At 48.9% G+C, this 20,456-nt stretch carries 15 protein-coding genes; 4 read left to right on the top strand and 11 right to left on the bottom strand.

The window, feature by feature from the left end:
- Positions 1-51: 51 nt before the first annotated feature.
- The 3 genes from RQP52_RS21955 to RQP52_RS21945 all read left to right on the top strand — a co-directional run bounded on the left by RQP52_RS21955 (position 52) and on the right by RQP52_RS21945 (position 5,149).
- Positions 52-1,860, top strand: coding sequence for a cache domain-containing sensor histidine kinase (locus RQP52_RS21955; protein ID WP_315953835.1), 1,809 nt, complete (start codon positions 52-54; stop codon positions 1,858-1,860).
- Positions 1,847-3,400, top strand: coding sequence for a response regulator transcription factor (locus tag RQP52_RS21950; RefSeq protein ID WP_315953834.1), 1,554 nt, complete (start codon positions 1,847-1,849; stop codon positions 3,398-3,400). The genes RQP52_RS21955 and RQP52_RS21950 overlap by 14 nt, the downstream gene beginning before the upstream one ends.
- Before the next feature lie 228 nt (positions 3,401-3,628).
- Positions 3,629-5,149, top strand: coding sequence for an ATP-binding protein (locus RQP52_RS21945; RefSeq protein WP_315953833.1), 1,521 nt, complete (start codon positions 3,629-3,631; stop codon positions 5,147-5,149).
- Between the two features lie 65 nt (positions 5,150-5,214).
- Here RQP52_RS21945 and RQP52_RS21940 read toward each other — a convergent pair whose 3' ends face one another.
- Positions 5,215-5,748: a YceI family protein gene (locus tag RQP52_RS21940; RefSeq protein ID WP_315953832.1), complete on the bottom strand. Its 534-nt coding sequence runs from the start codon at positions 5,746-5,748 to the stop codon at positions 5,215-5,217.
- A gap of 196 nt (positions 5,749-5,944) precedes the next feature.
- Between RQP52_RS21940 and RQP52_RS21935 the strand changes: the two genes are divergently transcribed.
- The gene (locus tag RQP52_RS21935) at positions 5,945-6,097 is read left to right on the top strand and encodes a hypothetical protein (RefSeq protein WP_315953831.1); all 153 of its coding nucleotides are present in this window, start codon (positions 5,945-5,947) and stop codon (positions 6,095-6,097) included.
- Between the two features lie 303 nt (positions 6,098-6,400).
- Here the strand turns inward: RQP52_RS21935 and ade are convergent, their stop codons facing one another.
- From ade to RQP52_RS21885, 10 genes are all read right to left on the bottom strand, one after another.
- Positions 6,401-8,194, bottom strand: a complete 1,794-nt coding sequence (ade, locus tag RQP52_RS21930; protein WP_315953830.1) for an adenine deaminase — start codon at positions 8,192-8,194, stop codon at positions 6,401-6,403.
- A 341-nt stretch (positions 8,195-8,535) separates the two neighbouring features.
- Positions 8,536-10,020, bottom strand: coding sequence for a four-carbon acid sugar kinase family protein (locus RQP52_RS21925; RefSeq protein ID WP_315953829.1), 1,485 nt, complete (start codon positions 10,018-10,020; stop codon positions 8,536-8,538).
- Positions 10,021-10,026: 6 nt separating this feature from the next.
- Positions 10,027-11,286, bottom strand: a complete 1,260-nt coding sequence (locus RQP52_RS21920; RefSeq protein ID WP_315953828.1) for a ribulose-bisphosphate carboxylase large subunit family protein — start codon at positions 11,284-11,286, stop codon at positions 10,027-10,029.
- Between the two features lie 34 nt (positions 11,287-11,320).
- Complete coding sequence (locus RQP52_RS21915) at positions 11,321-12,001, bottom strand: aspartate/glutamate racemase family protein (protein WP_315953827.1); 681 nt, start codon at positions 11,999-12,001, stop codon at positions 11,321-11,323.
- Positions 12,002-12,088: 87 nt separating this feature from the next.
- Positions 12,089-13,813 (bottom strand): glycoside hydrolase family protein, encoded by a 1,725-nt coding sequence (locus RQP52_RS21910; RefSeq protein ID WP_315953826.1) that lies wholly within the window; start codon positions 13,811-13,813, stop codon positions 12,089-12,091.
- Positions 13,814-13,826: 13 nt separating this feature from the next.
- Complete coding sequence (locus RQP52_RS21905) at positions 13,827-15,395, bottom strand: response regulator transcription factor (protein ID WP_315953825.1); 1,569 nt, start codon at positions 15,393-15,395, stop codon at positions 13,827-13,829.
- Between the two features lie 37 nt (positions 15,396-15,432).
- Positions 15,433-16,251 (bottom strand): carbohydrate ABC transporter permease, encoded by an 819-nt coding sequence (locus tag RQP52_RS21900; protein WP_315953824.1) that lies wholly within the window; start codon positions 16,249-16,251, stop codon positions 15,433-15,435.
- On the bottom strand, positions 16,251-17,120 hold the full coding sequence (locus tag RQP52_RS21895) for a carbohydrate ABC transporter permease (protein WP_315953823.1): 870 nt from the start codon (positions 17,118-17,120) through the stop codon (positions 16,251-16,253). The genes RQP52_RS21900 and RQP52_RS21895 overlap by 1 nt, the downstream gene beginning before the upstream one ends.
- Before the next feature lie 81 nt (positions 17,121-17,201).
- A complete protein-coding gene (locus RQP52_RS21890; RefSeq protein ID WP_315953822.1) occupies positions 17,202-18,563 on the bottom strand; it encodes an ABC transporter substrate-binding protein in 1,362 nt (453 codons plus the stop codon).
- A gap of 112 nt (positions 18,564-18,675) precedes the next feature.
- Entirely contained in the window at positions 18,676-20,430 is a 1,755-nt protein-coding gene (locus tag RQP52_RS21885) for a sensor histidine kinase (RefSeq protein WP_315953821.1), read from the bottom strand.
- Positions 20,431-20,456: the final 26 nt, after the last annotated feature.

The raw sequence follows: 20,456 nt of genomic DNA, 5'->3' as shown, positions 1-20,456 counted from the left end.
TCCTCAGCAACGTTATGGCTTGCAAACTATAAGCAAATTGGGGAATCTGAGATGCAAATCTGGCGACAACTACTCATCAGCATCAACCGCAGCTTTCGAATTCGATTAATCATTAGCCTGTCCGCCATCATTTTACTTGCCTTCGGGATTACCGGTTATTTGACTTATCAGTATAATCTGAAACTGTTTGAAGAGGAGATCAGCAAGCAGTTCTCCCGTACGAATGAAGAGGCTTTGGCCAAAATCGAAATGAAAGTTCAGGAAATTGTGCGTGTATCTCAGACCGTAGTATTCAATCCGCAAATTGAAATGCTCATCAAACGAATCAATTCCCAAGAGGATGCCGACGCCTTTAATCTGTACTATGATAAAAAGCAAATCGAAGAGCAGATTTTCCAAATCAAATCAGACGCGCCTTATATTACAGGGATGTATCTGTATGACTTAAACGGCAATCCTTCTTATTTCAGCTATACGACTTCTGCGATCAAAAACTTGGATGAGCCAACCTTTCAAACCATCCAGTCCAAACTAAACGATACCTATGGGAATCTGGCCTGGATGAGCATGCCGCTGCCCAGCTCCATTGAACCGAGTGGCTTCAGGCAAACCATTATTATAGCCAGGCTGATGAAAAATAGTGCTCTGCAAACCTACGGCGTTCTCGTAATGGCTGTGGATGAATCCTTTTTTGCCGGGATTTTGAAGGAGTTAATCAAGGACGGGACAGGCGAAGTCTATTTGTACAACGAAAACAAGGAGTTGCTCTATAGCAATTCCACGCAGGAAACAGTGGAGAAAGCACAGATGCTGCAGGATATGAACGAAACCCGCGTGATGAACAATCATCTGTATGTACAGGGGATATCCAAAGCGACCTCCTTCAAGCTTGTCAGCTCAACGTCCCTTTCCGACATTCAAGTTAAAAACAAAATTTTATCCAAACGCATTGCGTATACCGGCTTCATCAGTATCTTGTTAACGAGCATTCTCATCGTTATCTCGACAGGCAAGCTCTTGCGGCCGATCAAGGATCTGCTGCTTGGGCTTCGCAAAGTACGTTCCGGTGACTTCAGCGCCCGTATTGAAATCCGCACCAAAGATGAACTCGCCTATATGGGCGAGAGCTTCAATGCCATGGCTGAACAGGTCGGCAGGTTGATTACGGAGGTCTATCTAACCCAGCTAAGCGAAAGAGAAGCAGAGCTCAAAGCGCTGCAGGTTCAGCTTAACCCACATTTTCTGCACAATATGTTCAACGAAATTTATTGGAAGCTTTATTTGCAAAATGAAAAGGACACTGCTGCCTTAATCGCCACCATTTCGGAAATGCTCAAGTACTCCCTGATGCCCGTCCGGACACTGACAACCGTGCAGGAAGAATTTCAGCAAATTCGCAATTATGTGAAGCTGCAAACCGAATTGTTCGAACCTGATTTGGAAACGATTATCCAAGCGGATGAGCAGGTACTGGACAACGAGATGATGCGTTTCCTTCTCCAGCCTCTCGTAGAAAATGTATTCGTACATGCCTTTCGGAATAAGGTGTCACATAAAATCTTGGTTATTCGAGCTCGTCAGCATCTTGACCATTTGGAAATAGAAGTGACCGATAACGGCTGCGGTATGGATGAATCCGCGATCGCTATCCTGCTGGGGCCGAAGGGGACTTCTCTGCCTCAGCGCTCGGATGGACGGGAACACCTTGGCGTTCGCAGTGTTGTTAGGCGTCTGGAGCTCGTTCACGGGCAGCCTTACCGGCTCGAAGTTGAGAGCGTTGTGAATAGCGGAACGACAATGCGCCTCATCCTGCCTAATCACCCAACTAAAAAGGAGCTGAGCCAGCATGCTGAAGGGTAACGTGGTCATCGTGGAAGATCAGCCCAACTTCCGTAAGGGCTTGATCAAAATGTTCGAAGAAGGACAAATTGGCTGGAACGTTGTCGGGGAGGCCAGCAATGGGCAAGATGCGCTGGCGTTGGTAGATCGGGTTAAACCTGATCTCGTGCTTACGGATATTCGCATGCCTGTTATGGACGGCATCGAATTTGTAGGGCATCTAAGGAAGCATTATCCGGACCTGCTGGTTATCATCCTTACAGGCTACAAAAATTTTGAGTACGCCCAGGCAGCCGTCAGACTCGGAGCGCTCGATCTGCTTATCAAGCCTTGCACGGAACAAGATGTCATGCAGGTCATGAATAAAGCCTCTGAGCGGTACTATGAGAAATACGCGCAGCAGCAGCATCTTCTCGCTCAGCGCAAATTACAGCAGGATCAGGAGCTGCGTGCAGCTTTATTAGATCTGCCATCCTCTTACGAAGCCATGAAAAACATGGATGAGGTACTTCTGACGAAGGAGCTGTGGCTGCTTCAGTTGAACAGCGAAGACTTAGCCCTCAAAAACTATGGCAAAGCGGACCTCAGCCTCATCCAATTCGCTTTCTCCAATATTGCCGAGGAGCTGTTGAAAGGCGCCGGCATTCCTGCCAGGCTCCTCTTGGTCGAACATGATTGTTTCGTCGTGATCGCCGATCAGCCTGGGCCTGACGAAAGCTTCATCCAAGCTGTGCAGGATGCTTCCCTCGAGTACTTGAACATCCGTGTGAACGTTCAAGCTATGGGTGCAGCTCCCCCTTATAAGCAGTTGGCTGAATTCTATGACCAGTTCAAGAGCGGTGAGACCCCTTCGGATTCTGACAGCCAACGAATCGATAAAGAAGCGGGTACAGGCTCAGGCATGACACTCTCCTTAAATCAAGCGAAAGTCAATGAGCTGGAAATGAAGCTGATGTCCGCGATTCTGATCGCACAGGAAAACGCGCTGCAGCAGCTTCTCAATCAGCTGCTTACCGATCTGTCCCATCAACCGCCTGAAGATATGAAAATTCAGGCGCTCACGCTCTCGATTGCTTTGCTGGGAACCATTCAGAAACAGTTCGATCCTGACGGCCATGAAGCGACGGCAAGAATACCGACCGATATGCCGCAAGCACATTGGACGACGGAGGAAGTCCTTCGCTGGGCAGACGCACAGGTGAACAACTTCCTGCTTCTGTTCAATAACTGGCAAGCGTCCAAGAGCGACAACGTCATTGAGAAAGCTACAAAGTACATCGAGGAGCACTACAACGAAGAGTGCCGCCTAACGGATGTAGCCGCTCATCTTCACCTCAACTCCAGCTATTTTAGCGTACTGTTTAAAAAGGCAACCGGGGAAAGCTTCACCCGCTTCGTGACCCGTCTGCGCATGGATAAAGCAGCCCTGCTGCTGCGAAACACGGATATGAAAATATTCGAAATCGCATGTGCCATTGGTTTCGACGAGCCGAACTATTTTACCAACGTATTTAAGCAGCAATTTCAAATGTCTCCTAAGGAGTATCGGAATCATCGGTAACAGGGGTGTCGTTAAATCGACATCCTTCTCTCAAACACTTAAATAATGCTAAAAAAAATCATCAAAAATTAACGAAATCCGTGACATAAACCGACATATATTGAATCCAACTTCGTTTATAATCTAACAATATGAAGATTGCCAATTCTATACAAGAGTCGGGAGTGTTATCCGTTGGTCATCAAGATAATCAAACATATAGGTATCCCCTTTATTTGTTGCTTGACCATGGTATCATCCATAGCAATGGGGAATGCACCCAATACCACAGCAGTCATCCTATTAGGCTGCGCTTTTTACCTCAGCATCGCCCTCGAGCGAAAGCTCCCTTTTTTACCCAACATTCAGTTCATCTTCCTCGCCCTGTTTCATTGGTCCAGTCATCTGAATTGGTGCTTGCTGCTGTATTATATGCTGATCGGCTTTTCGATACAAAATGGGCAGAAGTATACCTACACCATGCAGAAAACGCTCATGTACATCGGTTTATATACGTGCATACGTTTATCCTATGTGCCTTTTACCACTTACAATCTCTTGGTTTCGATCTACGATATTGCAAGCGCCGTTATGTTCGTGCTGCTTGTGCAATATGTGATTAAATCAGAGTCGGAGAAGAAACGTTTACGCGAAGAAAATGATTATCTCACGACACATGACCCGCTGACAGGGCTATTGAATTATGAAGGCTACGTAACCACCGTTGAAAACTTAATGGTTAAGCGCTTCAGCTTTGTTTTAGTGTTGTTGGACTTTCAGGATTTCAAATCGGTCAATTACGAGAATATCCATAACGGAAATGAAACCTTGAACCAGATTGCGCTGTTGCTGGGCAGCATTTTCTATGATTCCTATGCGATATCCCGTTACGCGGGAGACAGGTTTGCTATTATTTTACCAGCAAAAGAGAACCTTATTTCTAATATTAGCGAATCCTTGAATTCCAATATATTAGGCTTTCAAGTGACTTACAGCTTTGCTGAGCACCCTCTTGAGGCTGCAACGAAGGAAGAACTTATCTCTTTGGCCGAGGAGCGTTTGTTCAAAAGTAAACGGGAAATATGGCTCAAACGAGAAGAGCATTTATTCCGCTCCGAGAAAATGAAGATGATCGGCGAATTGGCGGCAGGGATGGCGCATGAAATTCGAAACCCGCTGACAACGATCAAAGGCTTCATGCAAATCGCGACCAAAAGCCAATACAATATTCAGCCATGGCATGAATTAATTATGAGCGAAATTCGAAGAATGAATGAGCTGACCGCGGAATTCCTGCAATTTTCCAAACCGCATATCAGTAACATGAAGCCGGAGTCCATCACGGAGTGCCTGGATCGGGTTCTATCCTTAGCGGAATCGGATGCGCTTTATCGCGGACACACCATTATTTTTGAGGATACGAAAGAGGCTCTTTATATCTTCATCGATCGGGATAAAATTGTACAAGTCCTGCTGAATCTGATCCAAAATGCATTCGAAGCGATGAAGCATCCCGGCGATGTTCACGTGCGCATAAAACAGGAAAATGAACTCGCGATCATTGAAATCGAAGATTCCGGCGAAGGCATGTCCGAAAGCGAAATGGAGCAAATCTTCAATCCTTTCTATACCACCAAAGAAAACGGGACAGGTCTGGGCCTCTCCATTTGCCAAAAGATCGCCGTTGACCACGGCGGCTCGCTGGAAGTGAAAAGCGCCATTGGCCTGGGCTCCATCTTCAGCTTTAAGCTGCCGACGGTTGAAGTTTAGCTGCGGCTCCTTTCTTCCACACAAAAAAGCAGATCGGGAAGTTTCCCGACCTGCTTTTTATCTTATTAAGGCTGCCCAACAGCCTCAATTTCAATTGATATTTTAACCTCGTCGCCAATTAAGACTCCGCCTGTTTCCAATGCGGCATTATAGGTTAGGCCGAAATCAGCACGTTTGATGCTTCCCACTGCACTGAAACCCGCTTTCTCATTCCCCCAGGGATCTTTGCCGGTACCTTCAAATGTTACTTCAAACGTCTCGGGCCTCGTAACGCCGCGTATCGTCAAATCGCCAGTTAACGCGTATTCCCCGTCTCCGGTTTTTGTGACTTGAGTGGACTGAAATGTCATTGTAGGGTGTTTCTCGCTATCAAAAAAATCGGCTGAACGCAAATGTGCGTCTCGATCCGTATTCCGGGTATCAATACTGCTTATATCCACCTGAAAGTGAATATCGGCCGACGAGAGATCTGTCGCATCCGCTTCAATCTGAGCTTCGAACGAGTGGAATGTGCCTTTAACCTTAGCAATCATCATGTGCCTAACGGAGAAGTCAATACTGCTGTGACTTGCATCTACTGCCCATTTTGACTTTGCCATAAAAGTTACGCCTCCTAAGTAATAACTTATTAAAAATAATTTACTAACTATTACTCATTCCATTTTATCGTAACTCGGCGCCCTATCTTTTGTCAAACAATTTCTGGAAGAAACACGTTGTTTAATTCCTTTTACCGTCATACATTAATGTATCGGCAGTAGTCCAAAAAAATCCCCTTTGTAGGAGGAAACAGGAATGGCGGCAGAATCGAATAAACCTGTGTATTATGATGGAAGCGGTATCATTCAATTGCCACCCGGGAAAACCGTTCCCACGGACATCGTGATTAAACCTGCAAATGTGAACAGTGCGCCCATCCCTATTCCGTATTTTCCTTATTTACGCTAAAAAACACACGAAGACCGCCAAGGCCCTGAGCCCTGACGGTCTTCTGCTAATTTTCAAAACCAAACAAGAACACCGCTAGGAGAACTGGAGGCCACTATTGTGAGGAAAACGAGCTAATTCCTCTCCGAGCGGAACTACAGGGCCTTATTCAGCCTTCATGGCAGGGTTTTCCGGGTGAAAACGGCAAAATAGTGGACCGTAGTTCCCCCTATACGTGGGAATTGCTCCTTTTCTGGGAATTAGCGGCCTGTAGTTCCCTCCCCCAGATATAAAAAGGCACCCGAAGGGGCACCTTTTAATAACCTAAATCACTTCGACGTCAATGAGCTTAAACTGGGTTACATCGACTATTCCACGGTTTGAAATCCGAATCTCAGGGATAACAGGCAGTGCGATCAATGAAAAAGTCATAAACGGTGCGTTTAACGGACAGCCAATTTGTTTCCATGCTCTTTCAAGCTGGGCAACTTCGTCAACGACTTCTAGCAAAGATTTATCGGACATAAGGCCTGCTATCGTTAACGGCACTTGAGCCAACACGCGGCCGTTCTCTACGACGATGGTGCCGCCTCCCAATTTGACCAGCTCATTAGCAGCGAGAGCCATATCTTGCTCGTTAATCCCCATAACAATCAAATTATGGCTGTCATGCGCAACGGTAGACGCTACAGCGCCGGATTTCAATTGAAATCCGCTCGTGAACCCAAGCGAAATTTCGCCAGTGCCGCGATGCCGCTCAATACAAGCAAGACGGACAACGTCCTGCTGGATATCCGGTTGAATAATCCCTTGCTCGACATTTAGCGTGGCTGTCATTTTCGCTGTTCTTGCACTATTTTCAATCACCTGAATGACATTGACGCTTGTTTTCTCATCGTTGCCGCGGCTTGCAAGCTGAAAGTCCTGCGCCGTCAGCTCCCGCTTCACATTCATGGAGCTGCGAATATGCGCCGGATACACGTAAGTAGGGAAATCCGCAACAATCTTGCCTTGGTCAAAGATGACTTTTCCATCCGTAATGACAGTTACAGGCTCAACTTTTTGCAAATCATCAAGCAATAAAATGTCTGCGCATTTACCTGCCGTAATGCTGCCTAGATCTTTCTCCAGGTTAAAATAGCGCGCCACATTAATGGTCACCATTTGAATCGCGGTAACGGGATCGACACCCTCTTCAATCGCACGGCGCACCACATGATTGAGATGTCCTTTTTCCACCAATGTTTGCGGACTGACGTCATCCGTGACGAGGGAGATGTTAGATGTGTTCACTTTATCTTCGGTAACGATCTTGATAACCTCTTTGACATCATGCCACGCGGAGCCTTCGCGAATCATCAAATGCATGCCCATGCGGACTTTGTGCAGTCCTTGCTCGCGTGTAACTGTTTCGTGATCGGAGGTCACGCCGGACGCGATGTAAGCTTGCAGCATACGGTCATCTTCGCTTGGAAAATGCCCAGTGACAGCTTTGCCGCTGTTAATCGTCGCTTCAATTTCTCCGAACATTTTCGGATCCCCGTAGACGACACCAGGGAAGTTCATCACTTCACCAAGCCCGACCACATTGTCCCATTGCAGTCCCTCTTCAATATCTTTCACTTCCAAGCTGGCACCGGCATCTTCCAAGTCTGTCGTCGCAGGCACGCAAGACGGGAAGGTCGTGAACACTTTGAGCGGCATCTGCTGGCCCTCTTCATGCATCAGCTTTACTCCTTCGGACCCGAACACATTGGCAATCTCATGAGGGTCCATGAAGATTCCCGTTGTTCCTTTGGGTAGAGCCGCTTTGGCAAACTCCGTAACCGAAAGCATCGTGCTTTCAACATGCATATGACCGTCCAGGAATCCTGGAGCTATATATTTCCCAGCAGCGTCAATAACAACTGTTCGATCGCCAATCGTGTGGTCCGCATTCCCGACAAACGCCACACGTCCCTCGGCCACAGCGACATCCATATGGGCGAGTAGTTCCCCTGAATACACATTGACCAGTGTGCCGTTTTTAATGACAACATCCGCATAAGCGCTGCCCATGGCGACTTTAGCCAACTTCCCGCTCACTTCAACCAGTTTATTTCTTTTATATTGAGTCATGTTAGTTCTCCCTATTATAAATTTCAACTCCTATTATAGCCCATTTAGATGACAAGCCAAAGCCGGGGAAGCAGAAAAAGACTATCCCTGCAACACTGCAGAAAATAGTCTTCATTCCTAGAATCATGTAAAACATACAGTTAAATTAACCCTTTTTACGAATCTTGGTTCAAATCATGTAAAACATACATCAAATTTAAACGTTCAACCCTTTTTCAGGCTTGAATCCATAATTTTAATGCAGGAAATGCAGGTTTTCTTGTAAAAACCACTTCTTAGCGTACTTTTGCTGCACTTTTTGCACCTTCTCATCTCATTGGCGAGAAATTGGCTAACCGAGATCAGCCCCCATACCTGTACCCGGCGACACGCTCAAAAAAATCCACGCCGCCAACTTGGCCGCCCTTGAGCACGAGCTCCAGACCGTCAAACGATGGCTCATTGGCATAAGCCCGGCATAGCGGTCCGCCAGGGTCAAGAACGGAGATGCACTCTAGCGCGTAGACGCCAAGCTCTCTAGTCACATACCCCGAGGTGTCTCCTCCCGCTATCAAAACACGCGAAATACCAAGCTGACGAACGAGCTCTCTGGTCAGCTCTCCAAGCGCATGGCCAAGCAGACGGCTGCTGTCTTCCGATCTGATCCCCCGGGCGGACAGTACCTCTCGCATGCGTCCAATGCTTTCATCGGTTGGCCCCGTGGCCGAGTAGACAATGACGCTCCTGCCGCCCGCCAGCCATTGCTGCGCTTCTTGCTGCAAGGCAATCTTTGCCGCTTCCCGCGTTTCTGAACTAAGCAGATCTTCCATCGGAACGCGAATGCCTGCGAAACCGGCTTGCAGCGCATGCCCAATCTGACCCTCGGTTACAGGCGAACAGCTGCCTGAAATGACTAACAAGGGCGCAGCTTCTGAGACCTCAGCTCGTATCCTATTGCTGTCCACTGCGGTATCCAAATTCCCCGCATCTTTTCGCCAAACGGCTCCGAGCGCGTATTCGACACCGGAAGAACCGATGACGAACAGTCCGTCATGCTCCTCTGCCTCTTCCCAAATCATTCTCCCAGCCGCTTCCAAGCGCCGCTCATCCAATACGTCAAATAGCAGCAGATCCGGCTGCTCTTGGCGGATAACCGTCTCCAAGCGCTTTCGCACATCCGCAGACGAGCCGTCTAGCGCCTTAATATCCAGCAAAGCCGTTTTCAGCGCTGTCTGCTGCGCCAAATGCTTGCGAAGATCGGACTCCGCCATGGGCGTAACCGGATGCTTGGACATCGTTGGGTGGCGATCCAAGCGATGCACAGTTCCTTCTGCGCCGCCAGCTGCAAAATGGTTGCCGAACAGCGTATACCGGCCCAGATACGGAACGCCGACAAGCAGCGGGATGTACCGGCCGCCAAATACCTCGCGCCCGATTTCCGCCGCTTTGCCGATGCTGCCCGTGCCGGGCGAGGAGTCGAAGGTCGAGCATATTTTATAATGCACGACGGCGGCTCCAGCTGCTTTTAGCGTCATAAAAAGCGGACGCAGCTCCCGCTCCATCTCCTCGGGAGTTAAGGAGCGTCCCACACCGGCGACGCCGAAACAGTCGACGTCTTGAAACTGCTCCTGCAGCAGCTCGGGCGTGGGAGGCTCCAGAAACAGAACGGTTTTCAGCCCCGCCTGAAACAGCGACTCCAACACATCCGTAGACCCGGTGAAATCATCACCGTAGTAACAGAGCGGCCTCCTGGCGGTTTGCCTCGAAGATCGCCCGACATTTCGCCCAGCAGTTCGGGCAGCGGTTGGCCTAGAGGCCTGTTCTTGCTTAAAAGGGGGTTCTTCCATCGGCCTTCACCCCTTCCCGTATTTCTCGATCGCCCTTTGCAGGGAAGGATGCTGTGCCGCATAGGCGTCCAGATGTATCCCCTGAACCGCCGCTTCCCAGCCCAACTTCATGCTCTCGAAGCCGGCCGCAGGACCATCCGGATGAGCCAGCATGCCTCCGCCGGCCAAGTGCATCACATCTACGGTCCCCGTTGCCGCATACGTAGCCGGAGCCATCCCCGCCCACTGGGCTGAGGATACGACAGGCATCGCTTTGTAGCCGCCGAGCAGCGGCGCCGTGCAAGCCGCAATGGACCGAACCACCGATTCGTTGCTTTCATAAAACTTGCTATTTAAACCGTTAACGTGCAGATGATCGGCCCCGGCCAACCGGCAAAGCTTCTGATAAGCCGTGAATTCAATGCCCAGCAGCGGAGACCGCGTCAGCATTCCCCATTGATTGCGATGCCCGTGAATGGGAACCTCGCTGAATTGATTCAAATACGTCAGCCCCGATAGCCCGACGCTGAGTATGCTCACCATCACGCAAGTGCCGCCCGCTTTGACAACCAAATCATGGTTCCGGCGCAGTTCGTCATAATCCCCTGTGATGTTGAAGGCATACATCAGTTTCTTGCCCGTAGCATCTGCAGCGCGCTCGACCGCCTCCATGACGACCTTGACTTTGTCCGCTAATGGCGCATAAGGGGGATTCGCATTCAATTCATCGTCCTTGATGAAATCCATGCCCGCTTTCCCCAGCTTCTCCACCAAAGCCGACAGCTCCTCCATTGATAAGCCTACGCTGGGCTTTACGATTGTCCCAAGGATCGGTCGGTCATATACGCCCGTCAGCTTTCGTGTCCCCTCTATCCCAAATTTTGGGCCAGGGTATCGCACCGTAAATGCCTCCGGCAGCTCCAAATCCAAAAGTCTCAGCCCTGACAATTCTTGAAGCTCATACAAATTGCCCGCAACAGCAGACATTAAATTCGGTATGGAAGGCCCGAAATTATGAAGAGGAAACGATACCGTCACTCGTCCACGCCGATATTTGCCGTCATGACCCGGCGGCGTCTTCGCGCCCGGCAAGGACGGAGTATCTGTATCGTCCAACAGCTCGATACGCTCCACTCTTGCGCCATGCCGCTCCTTCACGGCGTCCGTCTCACCAGGCACAGCCGTGAACGTCCCCGTGGACTGCTCGCCGGCGATGGAGGCGGCAGCCCGCTCCAGCGAATACGCCGTTTCCACCAAATAGACGGCTGTTACACGATCTTGCTCCATTTTCTCTTCTCTCCTTTCTCTAAGCCAAATCGCTCTAAGACCCTGCCTTCGTTTCTTTGGCTGCTTCGAGAACAGCCTTCACATGTTCCACGCCGAATCTCGGGGATGAAAGCACTGGCTTGCCTGTTGCTTCTGCCAACGCTTGCTCCATACGCGCCATGGAGCCTTGCGCCAATACCAGCACATCGGCGTCATCTGTTGCCCGTTTCGCCGTTTCCAGCAATAAGCGGTCATGCTCTTCCGGCTTGCCGCTGATCAAGGCGTCAAAGGCGCCCTCCGCGAGTCCGCTCACAAGCTGTACCTCTCTGCCGGCTTCGTCCGCCTTGCGCTGAATAAGGCGCAAGGTTGGCTCCAAGGTAGATGGCAGCGTGGCCAGCACGGCAATCCGCGTGTAGCCGGCTACCGCTTTGGCCGCCATCCATTCGTCGATTCGCACAATCGGAATGCCGATAGCCTCCACAGCCTCATCCGCCACATCGCCAACGGAGGAACATGTGTTGAGAATCACATCCGCACCCAGCTCTTCCGCGTGCCGATAATACTGTACCAAATGGCGCGACACGACTTCGGGTATGTGCCCGGCACGCACGACATCGCCAATCAGGCTGTCATCGATAATATTTACGAGCCGAATATCCGGCAGCATCTCATGAAACACCTTTTTCAAAGGATCGGCCAAGCCCTGACCTGTATAAATCGCAACAACGGTTTGCATCGAACTCCTCCTAGTCGCTTTCACTCCGAAAGCAGATGGTCTTTCACTCATTTATTTGCTCATTTGCTCATCTATTCCTTCACTCACTTACCAAACAAACTCCTTATCCAATCGACGATACTCCCCAGCCCGCATTGGCGCCTCTTCAAACACCTGACGCCCACTGTACAAAGGTTTTTTCGTACCCTTCGGCGTTATATTTACAACATCATCCCCACGCCATTCCGTCTCAAAGGTTTGACCTACCGCATTCTCCAACGTCTTGCGGAAGCTCAGCGGGAAGGTCACCGTAATTTTCTCACCTGCGACAGCTGCCCCCAGCAAGAGGAAGTGCTTGTTCACCCAGCTGCTCGCTTCATTGCCTTTGCCTTCGATGACTTCCCCACCGCGCTCGCGAACATACTTGATTTTCGTAAAGCCGGCCCACTCTGGGATTCGAATCTGCAGACGAGAGATATCCGTGTGAATATCGAGCACGACTTTCCCTTCATGCGGCAGGTAGGAGCTGATGTCCAGCCACTTGGAGCCGCGATTCAAAAGGAAATTGACGCTGATCGTCCCTTTTTTCTCCGTAATCGTGTTACTCCAGCCCATGAAAAGCCCGCGTGTGCCTGAGCCTAAGCAGCAAATTTGCAAATCGTTCGTATGACCGCGTCCCTCATTCACATCGCAAACGAAATCATTAGGCGCCGAATAGCCTGCAAAAGAACCCCGTGTCCGCTCCGCTACTTTATAGAAGCTTTTATTCGCAGGAATGTCAGCCGACTTATCATCCGCTTCCTCCACCCAATCCAGATCCAGCAGCTGTGATTCCGCCAGATGGTTGCGCAAAAACCGTTCCACCGTTCCCCAATATTCCACGTAGCCACTTTGGGCTAAGGTAATGCCTGTCGCGATTAAGTCAACCAAGGAGCATGTTTCATGCTCATAAGCCTGCTCGTGCAGATCGCCCGGCGTCCAGCCGAAGTTCGTGCATTTGGTCAGCGCCCAATCGTAGCATTTCTTGACCCAAGCGAGCATAGCCGCATCGCCCGTGTAGACGCCGAACCTCGCGATAGCGTCAAGCGTGCCAATCCGCGTATGGAAGTGTCCGCTCCGGTAAGCCAGCGAGTCGTTGAAACTGCCGTCTTGATTGAATACACCGCTGCGCTCCATAATTAATGCTGTAAAAAATTGGCATAGTTCATAAGCATCCTGATTGCCCGTCAACTCATGATATTTCAGCAAAGGCATGACTAAACGACCGCAGAAAGCTGCCGGATCGGGCGCCAAACGTAGTTGTATCGCGTTATTCGAAGGCCAGCCCGTTTCTTTGTATTCCGAAGCCGGATAATACCAGACATCGCGCTCTTTGATCGCGATACGCTTGAGTGCCGCCACATGGCGGTCAGCTGCTTCTTTGACCTTCGGGTCCCCCGATTCCATAAACCAAGTGGTCAAAGATAAAATAACCGCCCGCTGGTCAATCAAGTTTGCATTCGGCTCCCAATTGCGGGTTGGATTAATCTGTCTGTAGCTCATCCCGTCTTCTTTGAAAAAAGACAACAGGTTCGCACGATAACGCTCCTCGACCTCTTTGCCGAACTCTTCCCCCGACATGTGGCGGGCAAGAATTAATCCGTCAATCATCCGTCCGTGCGAGGAACCGTAGTCCCAATCGCCATGCGTCATAAAAGCAGGTTTGTGCATCAAATCGGCTGCAAAAAAAGGAATATAGTTATGGTCACGATCCGCCATGCCGATCATGGCATTGATGGCGTGTGCGGCGCGTTCTTCGAGCATAAGCGTATCGGGAATTAACTGTTTCGACATACGTGTTCTCTCCTTATTGGTCCGCTTGACCGATGGCTTTGCGGTATTCACCGATGGTCATGCCGATTTTTCTTTTGAAAATTTGGCTGAAATACCGGTAATCCTCATAGCCCACCTTTTGCGCGACTTCGTAGTTTTTGTATTTCGATTTATTCATCAGCTCTTTGGCCTTATGCAAACGGATATCGGTTAAATAATCGACGAAATTTTTCCCCGTCATCCTTTTGAAAATCCGACTTAAATAGTCAGGATTCAAATAATAGCTGCTGGCAATTTGATGTAAGGAGAGGGATTGATCGTAATTGCTCTCCATCCATTTTTTCAGCTCGCTGACGACCTTCTCTCCCTGCTTTTCCCCAGATTGACCGTAGAAACAGAGCACAGCAGGCAGCAGGTCATCTTTGAAAATCTTTTTCATCGCATCCACGTCGTTACGTTGGTGAATTAGCTCTGAATACATGTGTGTATTTTTGCCGCAGATCTCCTCTAATCGAACATCTTTCGCCTGTAGCTGCTTTTCCACCGCATGAAGGAGTAAATCCGCACTCCACTGCAAATGTTCCACCGTCGTAACGTCGCTTACGAATGCCGCAAACAACCGCTCGAATTCTTGCTCCACAGCCTGCTTATTCCCGGATTGAAGCACCCATAGGAACGAGTTCTCTTGGTCCTGCGGATACATGCCGGATAAAGGGATCGCTTTGTTCTCTGCAAAAAGCAAGGCGTTCACCGCTGACAGGAGTTTCCCCGACAAAGCTTTTCTCGCTTCGTTATAAGCCTCCCCCAGCTTGGCAGCCTCCAACTTCCTATTGCTCATGCCAAAGCTGATGCTAGCGCTCCCCGCCTGTTTTATACCAGCTAACACACTTGTGTGCAGTCGGCTAAAATCCTTCGATTCCAGCCGAGCCCCGCAAAGCGCAATCGCAATCTCCCGGCTGCTGTCGTGCAGCGTCGTAACCTCGTACTCCCACCGCCCCCCAAAAAGGAAGGGCTTCATCCGGTTTAACTGCTCATGAATCACCGGCAGCAGACGAGCATAATCGCATTGCTCTTGGAAGGTGTCCGTGTGACCGAGCATCACGGCATATTCACCGGCTTGCCAACTGGAGGGAACGAAGGCATCCTCCCCTTCCTCGGCATGCAGCAGAAGCTGCCGCAGCCAATCCTCTCCTTGGACACGGGAGGCTTTGCGTTTCTCGGCTTCGCGCCGATCCAGCTCCAGAAGCGCTTTTTCCACCACCGCAGCAAGCTCTTCCTTTTTCACCGGCTTAAGCAAGTAGTCGAAAGCTTTGTGGCGAATGGCTTCCTTCGTATATTCGAAATCCGAATACCCGCTGATCACAATCGTCAGCAAGTCCGGCAGCTCTTGGCTGAGCATACCCAGCAGCTGTTTACCATCGAGGCCCGGCATCCGCATATCCAGGAAGAGCAGGTCCGGCTTTTTGTCCAAAGCCATCTCATAGCCTTCTCCCCCGTCACTTGCTTCGCCAACAAGCTCCAAGCCCCATTCGTTCCAGGAAATAGACTGAATTAATCCTCTTCGTATCCACTTTTCATCGTCTACAATGATGACTCTTCGCATTTCCTGTACCTCCTCAAAGACTTAGATTTCGCTTGACTCAACCTTTCATGGAACCCGCTGTCAGCCCGTCAATAATGTATCTTTGCAGCAGTAAATAAATAATCAGAATCGGAGCAATGACAAGCACCATGAAGGCAAACACAACGCCCCAATTCGTGCTGTACATCGTAACAAAATTGAAGATTTGCAGGACAATCGTCCACTTCGTGCTATCTGTCATCAGATAGAAAGGTCCGAAGAAATCGTTCCAAACCGACACCATCACCACAATGGAGACGGTTACAAGCACGGTAAGCAGCAGCGGTAAAATCATCTGCCAATACAACCGGAAATAGCTGCAGCCTTCCAGCAAAGCCGCTTCATCCAATTCTCTCGGAATCGACTTCATAAAGCCCACGAGCAGAAACACAGCAAAAGGCAGCAGCACCGCCGTATAATACATAATCAAACTGAAGTAAGTACCTTTAATATGAAGATCACCCAACAGCTTAATCGTAGGCACAATGGAGACCGGAACAATCAGCCCCATAATGAACATGTAATAAGCTCCTTGCAGAAACCGATCATCTCTTCGTTGAATGATGAAAGCAGCCATGGAGGCAAATAAATTCACACAGACGACAACCAGCACGGAAATAAGAATACTATTTTTGAACCCTCGCCAAATGTTTGCCTGCTGAAAGACTTCCTTGTAATTGGTAAAGTGCCATTCGGAAGGAAGGGATAGGCCGAATAACGCCGATTCCCGAATGCCTTTAAACGAATTGACCAGAATCATCAGAAAGGGAATCAGAATCAGACAGGCCAAGCAGATCGCGACGATTTCCAGTATCCAGAGTGTCCACTTTTTTCTCATCACATCTCGACCTCTCTCTTCTTCATCGCCATCAGTACCGGAACGCCAACAATGGTAACTAGGACGAATAAAACAACGTTAACCGCCGTCGCATAACCGAATAAACCTGTGCTGAACATACCGCGAATGTACGTATAAAATACTTCTGTGGTATAACCCGGTCCACCTTCTGTCAGGACCATGACCATTTCAAACACCTTCATGGAACCAATCATGGAGAGAAGGACGTTGACGGTAAGTGCCGGAGCTAACAGCGGGAATATAATGGAGCGGAAACGCTGCCAATATTGCGCCCCGTCCATGGATGAGCTTTCAATCAGATCCTTCGGAATAAACTGCAAGCCAGCCAAATAAACAACCATCGAGAATCCGGCAACACGCCACAGGTCCGTCACGATAATCGAGAATAAGGCATACTTGGGGTCATTCAACCAGTCCTGAGCCATCACATGCAGCCCTACTGCATCAAGTACCGTGTTGACAATGCCATGCTCGGGATGATAGATCGCTCGGAAAATATAACCTATGACAATCGGCGCAATCACATAGGGCAGAAAGAAGATCATGCGCAGCAGATTTCGCAGTTTAAGTGCTTCATTCAAAATTAAAGCTAATCCTAATCCCAAAAAGTTTTGCATCAAGGTCACGACCGCCGCAAAAATCAACGTATTGATCAAAGCCGTTTTCAATCTGGGTTCTTTGAACAGCTCGATATAGTTATCCAGCCCGTTGAAACGAATCTGCTCTGCATTGATATTCCAGTCCGTAAAGCTGTAATAAAACCCAATGAGCGTTGGAGTAATGAAAAACAATAGAAACACGGCGAGAGCCGGGAATGAAAAATAAAGCGGGTATTTCGTCTTTCCCATCTCGTCTCCCCTCCTTCTTCATAAAGTGTTCCGGCCGGAACCTAATTCCGACCGGACTGAAAGACTTGGAACGAAATCAGCTTACTTAAAACCTTCAAGCAGCTTGGCTTTGCCATCTTTCTCATAGTTCGCAGAGAATTCTTTCAGTGCTTTGTCGACATCTCCGTCAATGAAGAACGTTTGCAACGTTTTTTGGAAATCAGCGAAGGTTGGTGTCAGACGATTTTGCACGTTAATTTTCGCTTTATTCGCATCGATCAGATCTTTCACCGTTTGTTGTACAGGATACAAGCTGCTCTTAGCGCCTTGGAAAATCGGAATACCTGGGCTCGTTTGGTAGTACAGATCCACCATCTCAGGAGAAATCATGAATTTAACCAGCTCAGCAGCCACATCGGCATGTTTCGCTTTATTCGGAATCATCAATTGGTTCGGCGGCGTGATCATGGCTGTTCCTGCATCCGCAGCGGAGGGGAATGGGAAGAAGCCAATTTTGTTCGTCACGAACTCTTTCCCGAATTTCTTCTCCAATTGCGGAATAATGCCGTCAAGCATGAAGGCCATGCCTACTTTGCCTTCGCCCATCAAATTTTGTAGTTCGTCAAATGTGCCAGCCAGCGGATTGGATTGGATCAATCCAAGATCTTTTAATTCCTTTTGTTTGGCGAAAAGGTCCTTGAGCGCCGGAATATCGGCCAGCTTAAGCGCATTTTTCTCTAAATTTTGAACCCCTGCATCCCCGATCGCCGGGTCCACATTGGATACCCAACCCGTGAAGTAGAACACTTGCGGCGGCCAACCGTCTTTGACACCTTCATAGAAAGGCGTGACGCCAGCTGCCTTGATTTTCTTAGCGCCTTCAATCATATCCGCATAATTTTTGGGAGGCTGAATGCCCGCTTTGCTGAATACATCTTTGTTATAGTAGATGCCCATCATGCCGGTAGCGCCGAAAGGGACACCATAAATTTTCTTGTTCGCATCCGCCTGAAAATCTTTCATCGTCGGAATAATGCGATCCCATACCGCCTGATCCCCCGACCACTCGCGAAGCGTTTCAGAGGCTCTCAACTTAACGTACTGCTTAGGGCCTGGCTGCATGAGGAAGAGGTCCGGGAAGTCGCCTGTGGAAAAGCGTGTTTTCATCATGTTGTCGAAATCACCGCCAGGCAGTGCTTGCAGCTCGACCTTATTGCCTGTTTTCGTTTCGAATTCTTTAAATATTTTATTAAAAGGTGTAGCATCAACCGTATTGGCGATCGCAAACGTCAGTGTGACAGGGTCTTTCTTCGCTGGAGCCTGTGTTGCTGCGGCTGTTGATGCAGCAGGCGTTGCAGCTGCCGGTGTGCTGCTCCCTGTGTTTGTGCCTGCGCTTCCGCAAGCCGTCAATGCCATAACTGCTGCCACCGACGCAGACAGTGTTACCGTTTTCATTTTCCTCATTTTCTGTACCCCTCCTTCAATATTCCTTACAGATTTGATTATATTGCAACCGCTTACTTACGACCCATGCACGATAACGACTTTCTATGTTGAATATTCCTACATCCTGATCTCAACCAAGTTGATGAACCAGTTTCAAGGTCACTTCCGTCCCTATTCCTTTTCTGCTTGCAATATTAAATTGGAACTGCTCGCCGTAACGAATCGTGTACCTGGCGTATACGTTCTGGACGCCAATCCCTCCGCTTGCGGCAGACAGCTTATATTCTTCCTGATAAAGCGGTTGTCTCAGCGATGCCAGAATCTGCTCCAGCCGTTTCTCTGAGATGCCGACACCATCGTCTTTGACTTGGATATACACCCATTCCGCTTCCCTCCAAGCCTTGAGGCGAATCGTGCCTTTTCCTCTCTTGCGCTCGATTCCGTGAAACACCGCGTTTTCGACCAGTGGCTGCAGAGTCATTTTTAACATTGGAAAATGGTACAGATCATCTTCGATTTCCAATTGATAGTCAATCTTGCCATCGAATCGGATACTTTGAATGTTGATATACGCGTCGATCTGTACGAGCTCTTCCTGCAGCGTAACGATTTCATCCGTATTTTTCGTGTTATAACGGAACATATCGGCTAACGATTGCGACATCTGGCCAATCTCTTCTACGTGGTGATAATCAGCCATAGCTTTGATGCTATCTAGCGTGTTGTACAGGAAGTGCGGGTTAATCTGCGAATAGAGCATCGCCAGCTCCACCTGCTGCAGCTTAATTTGATAGACATACTTCGTCTCGATCTGTTTCTGCAATTCATCCTGCATGGCGTTGAAATTCATCGCAATTCGGCCGATTTCATCTTTCCGCTTAATATCCACTCTCACGGAAAAATCGCCACGTTTAATGTGATTAACGGTTTTATAGAGATCCAGAATCGGATTGGTTATGCTTCTTCCGAACAACAGCGATAGAATCGCAGTCACCAGAAAAGCAACCAAAGCTGTCCAGATAGCTGTCGTTTTGATGGAATCCAGCGGGCTGAAAATTTCTTCTTTCGGCATGATGAGCACGGTTTTCCAATTGGAGTATTGGGAGCGGGTGTACGAAACCAGCATCGTCTGATCGCCGCTGCCCGTCCAAAACTTACCGCCGTCCCCTTTAATCTGGGATAAAGCCTCTGCCTCCATATCGGAAGCATGCCCCTCTGCGGAATCGTAAATCGGATTATTAATCTCATTTAAAATAAGAAAACGGCTGTTCTTCGTCAGGTCTGCACGCTGACCAATGCCTTTAAACAAACCGTAATTATAGTCGGCGCGCACCACAATAAATCCAGTCGGATTCGAGAAATCGCGAATAAGCATCGAAGTCGAATAGGCTGTCGGACTTTCCTCCTGCCCACTTACCGGGGGGGAAGCGAAGAAATTCACGAGCCCGTCTTTGGCTATTGTTTGCTTGAACCATTCGGCGTTCAGCACCTGACTCGGGCTGCCGAAGGAGGTATTATCAGAGGAATTAAGCAGCTCCCCATCGCTGTAGTAAATCTGAAAACGGATAAAATCGGGAATCGGCGTAATGTTAAAGCTTTTTAAAAACAGATCCCCAAGCTTCTGACGGAATAGAAATTTATTTTGGCTATCCATCGTCGGGTAAGCATTAATGTTGTCAATATATTCCTGTGTATAGTAGGGGGCGAGGAGCAGATTTCTTTTATTATGAAAATCATTATCCATGTTAAATTCGATCTGCCGGACGATTTGCGAGCTGGCGGTTTCTACGCGTTCCGCCATGGAATTGTAGGAGATATAAAATGAAGCGGTTCCAATCAAGGCAATGCAGAAAAGAATAATGACGAAATAACTCAATAACAGCATCGTACGAATTCTAGGAAATAGGGTCT

Source organism: Paenibacillus violae, assembly GCF_032461945.1.
Lineage (GTDB): Bacteria > Bacillota > Bacilli > Paenibacillales > NBRC-103111 > Paenibacillus_E > Paenibacillus_E violae.
This window is presented reverse-complemented; position numbering and strand designations above follow the sequence as displayed.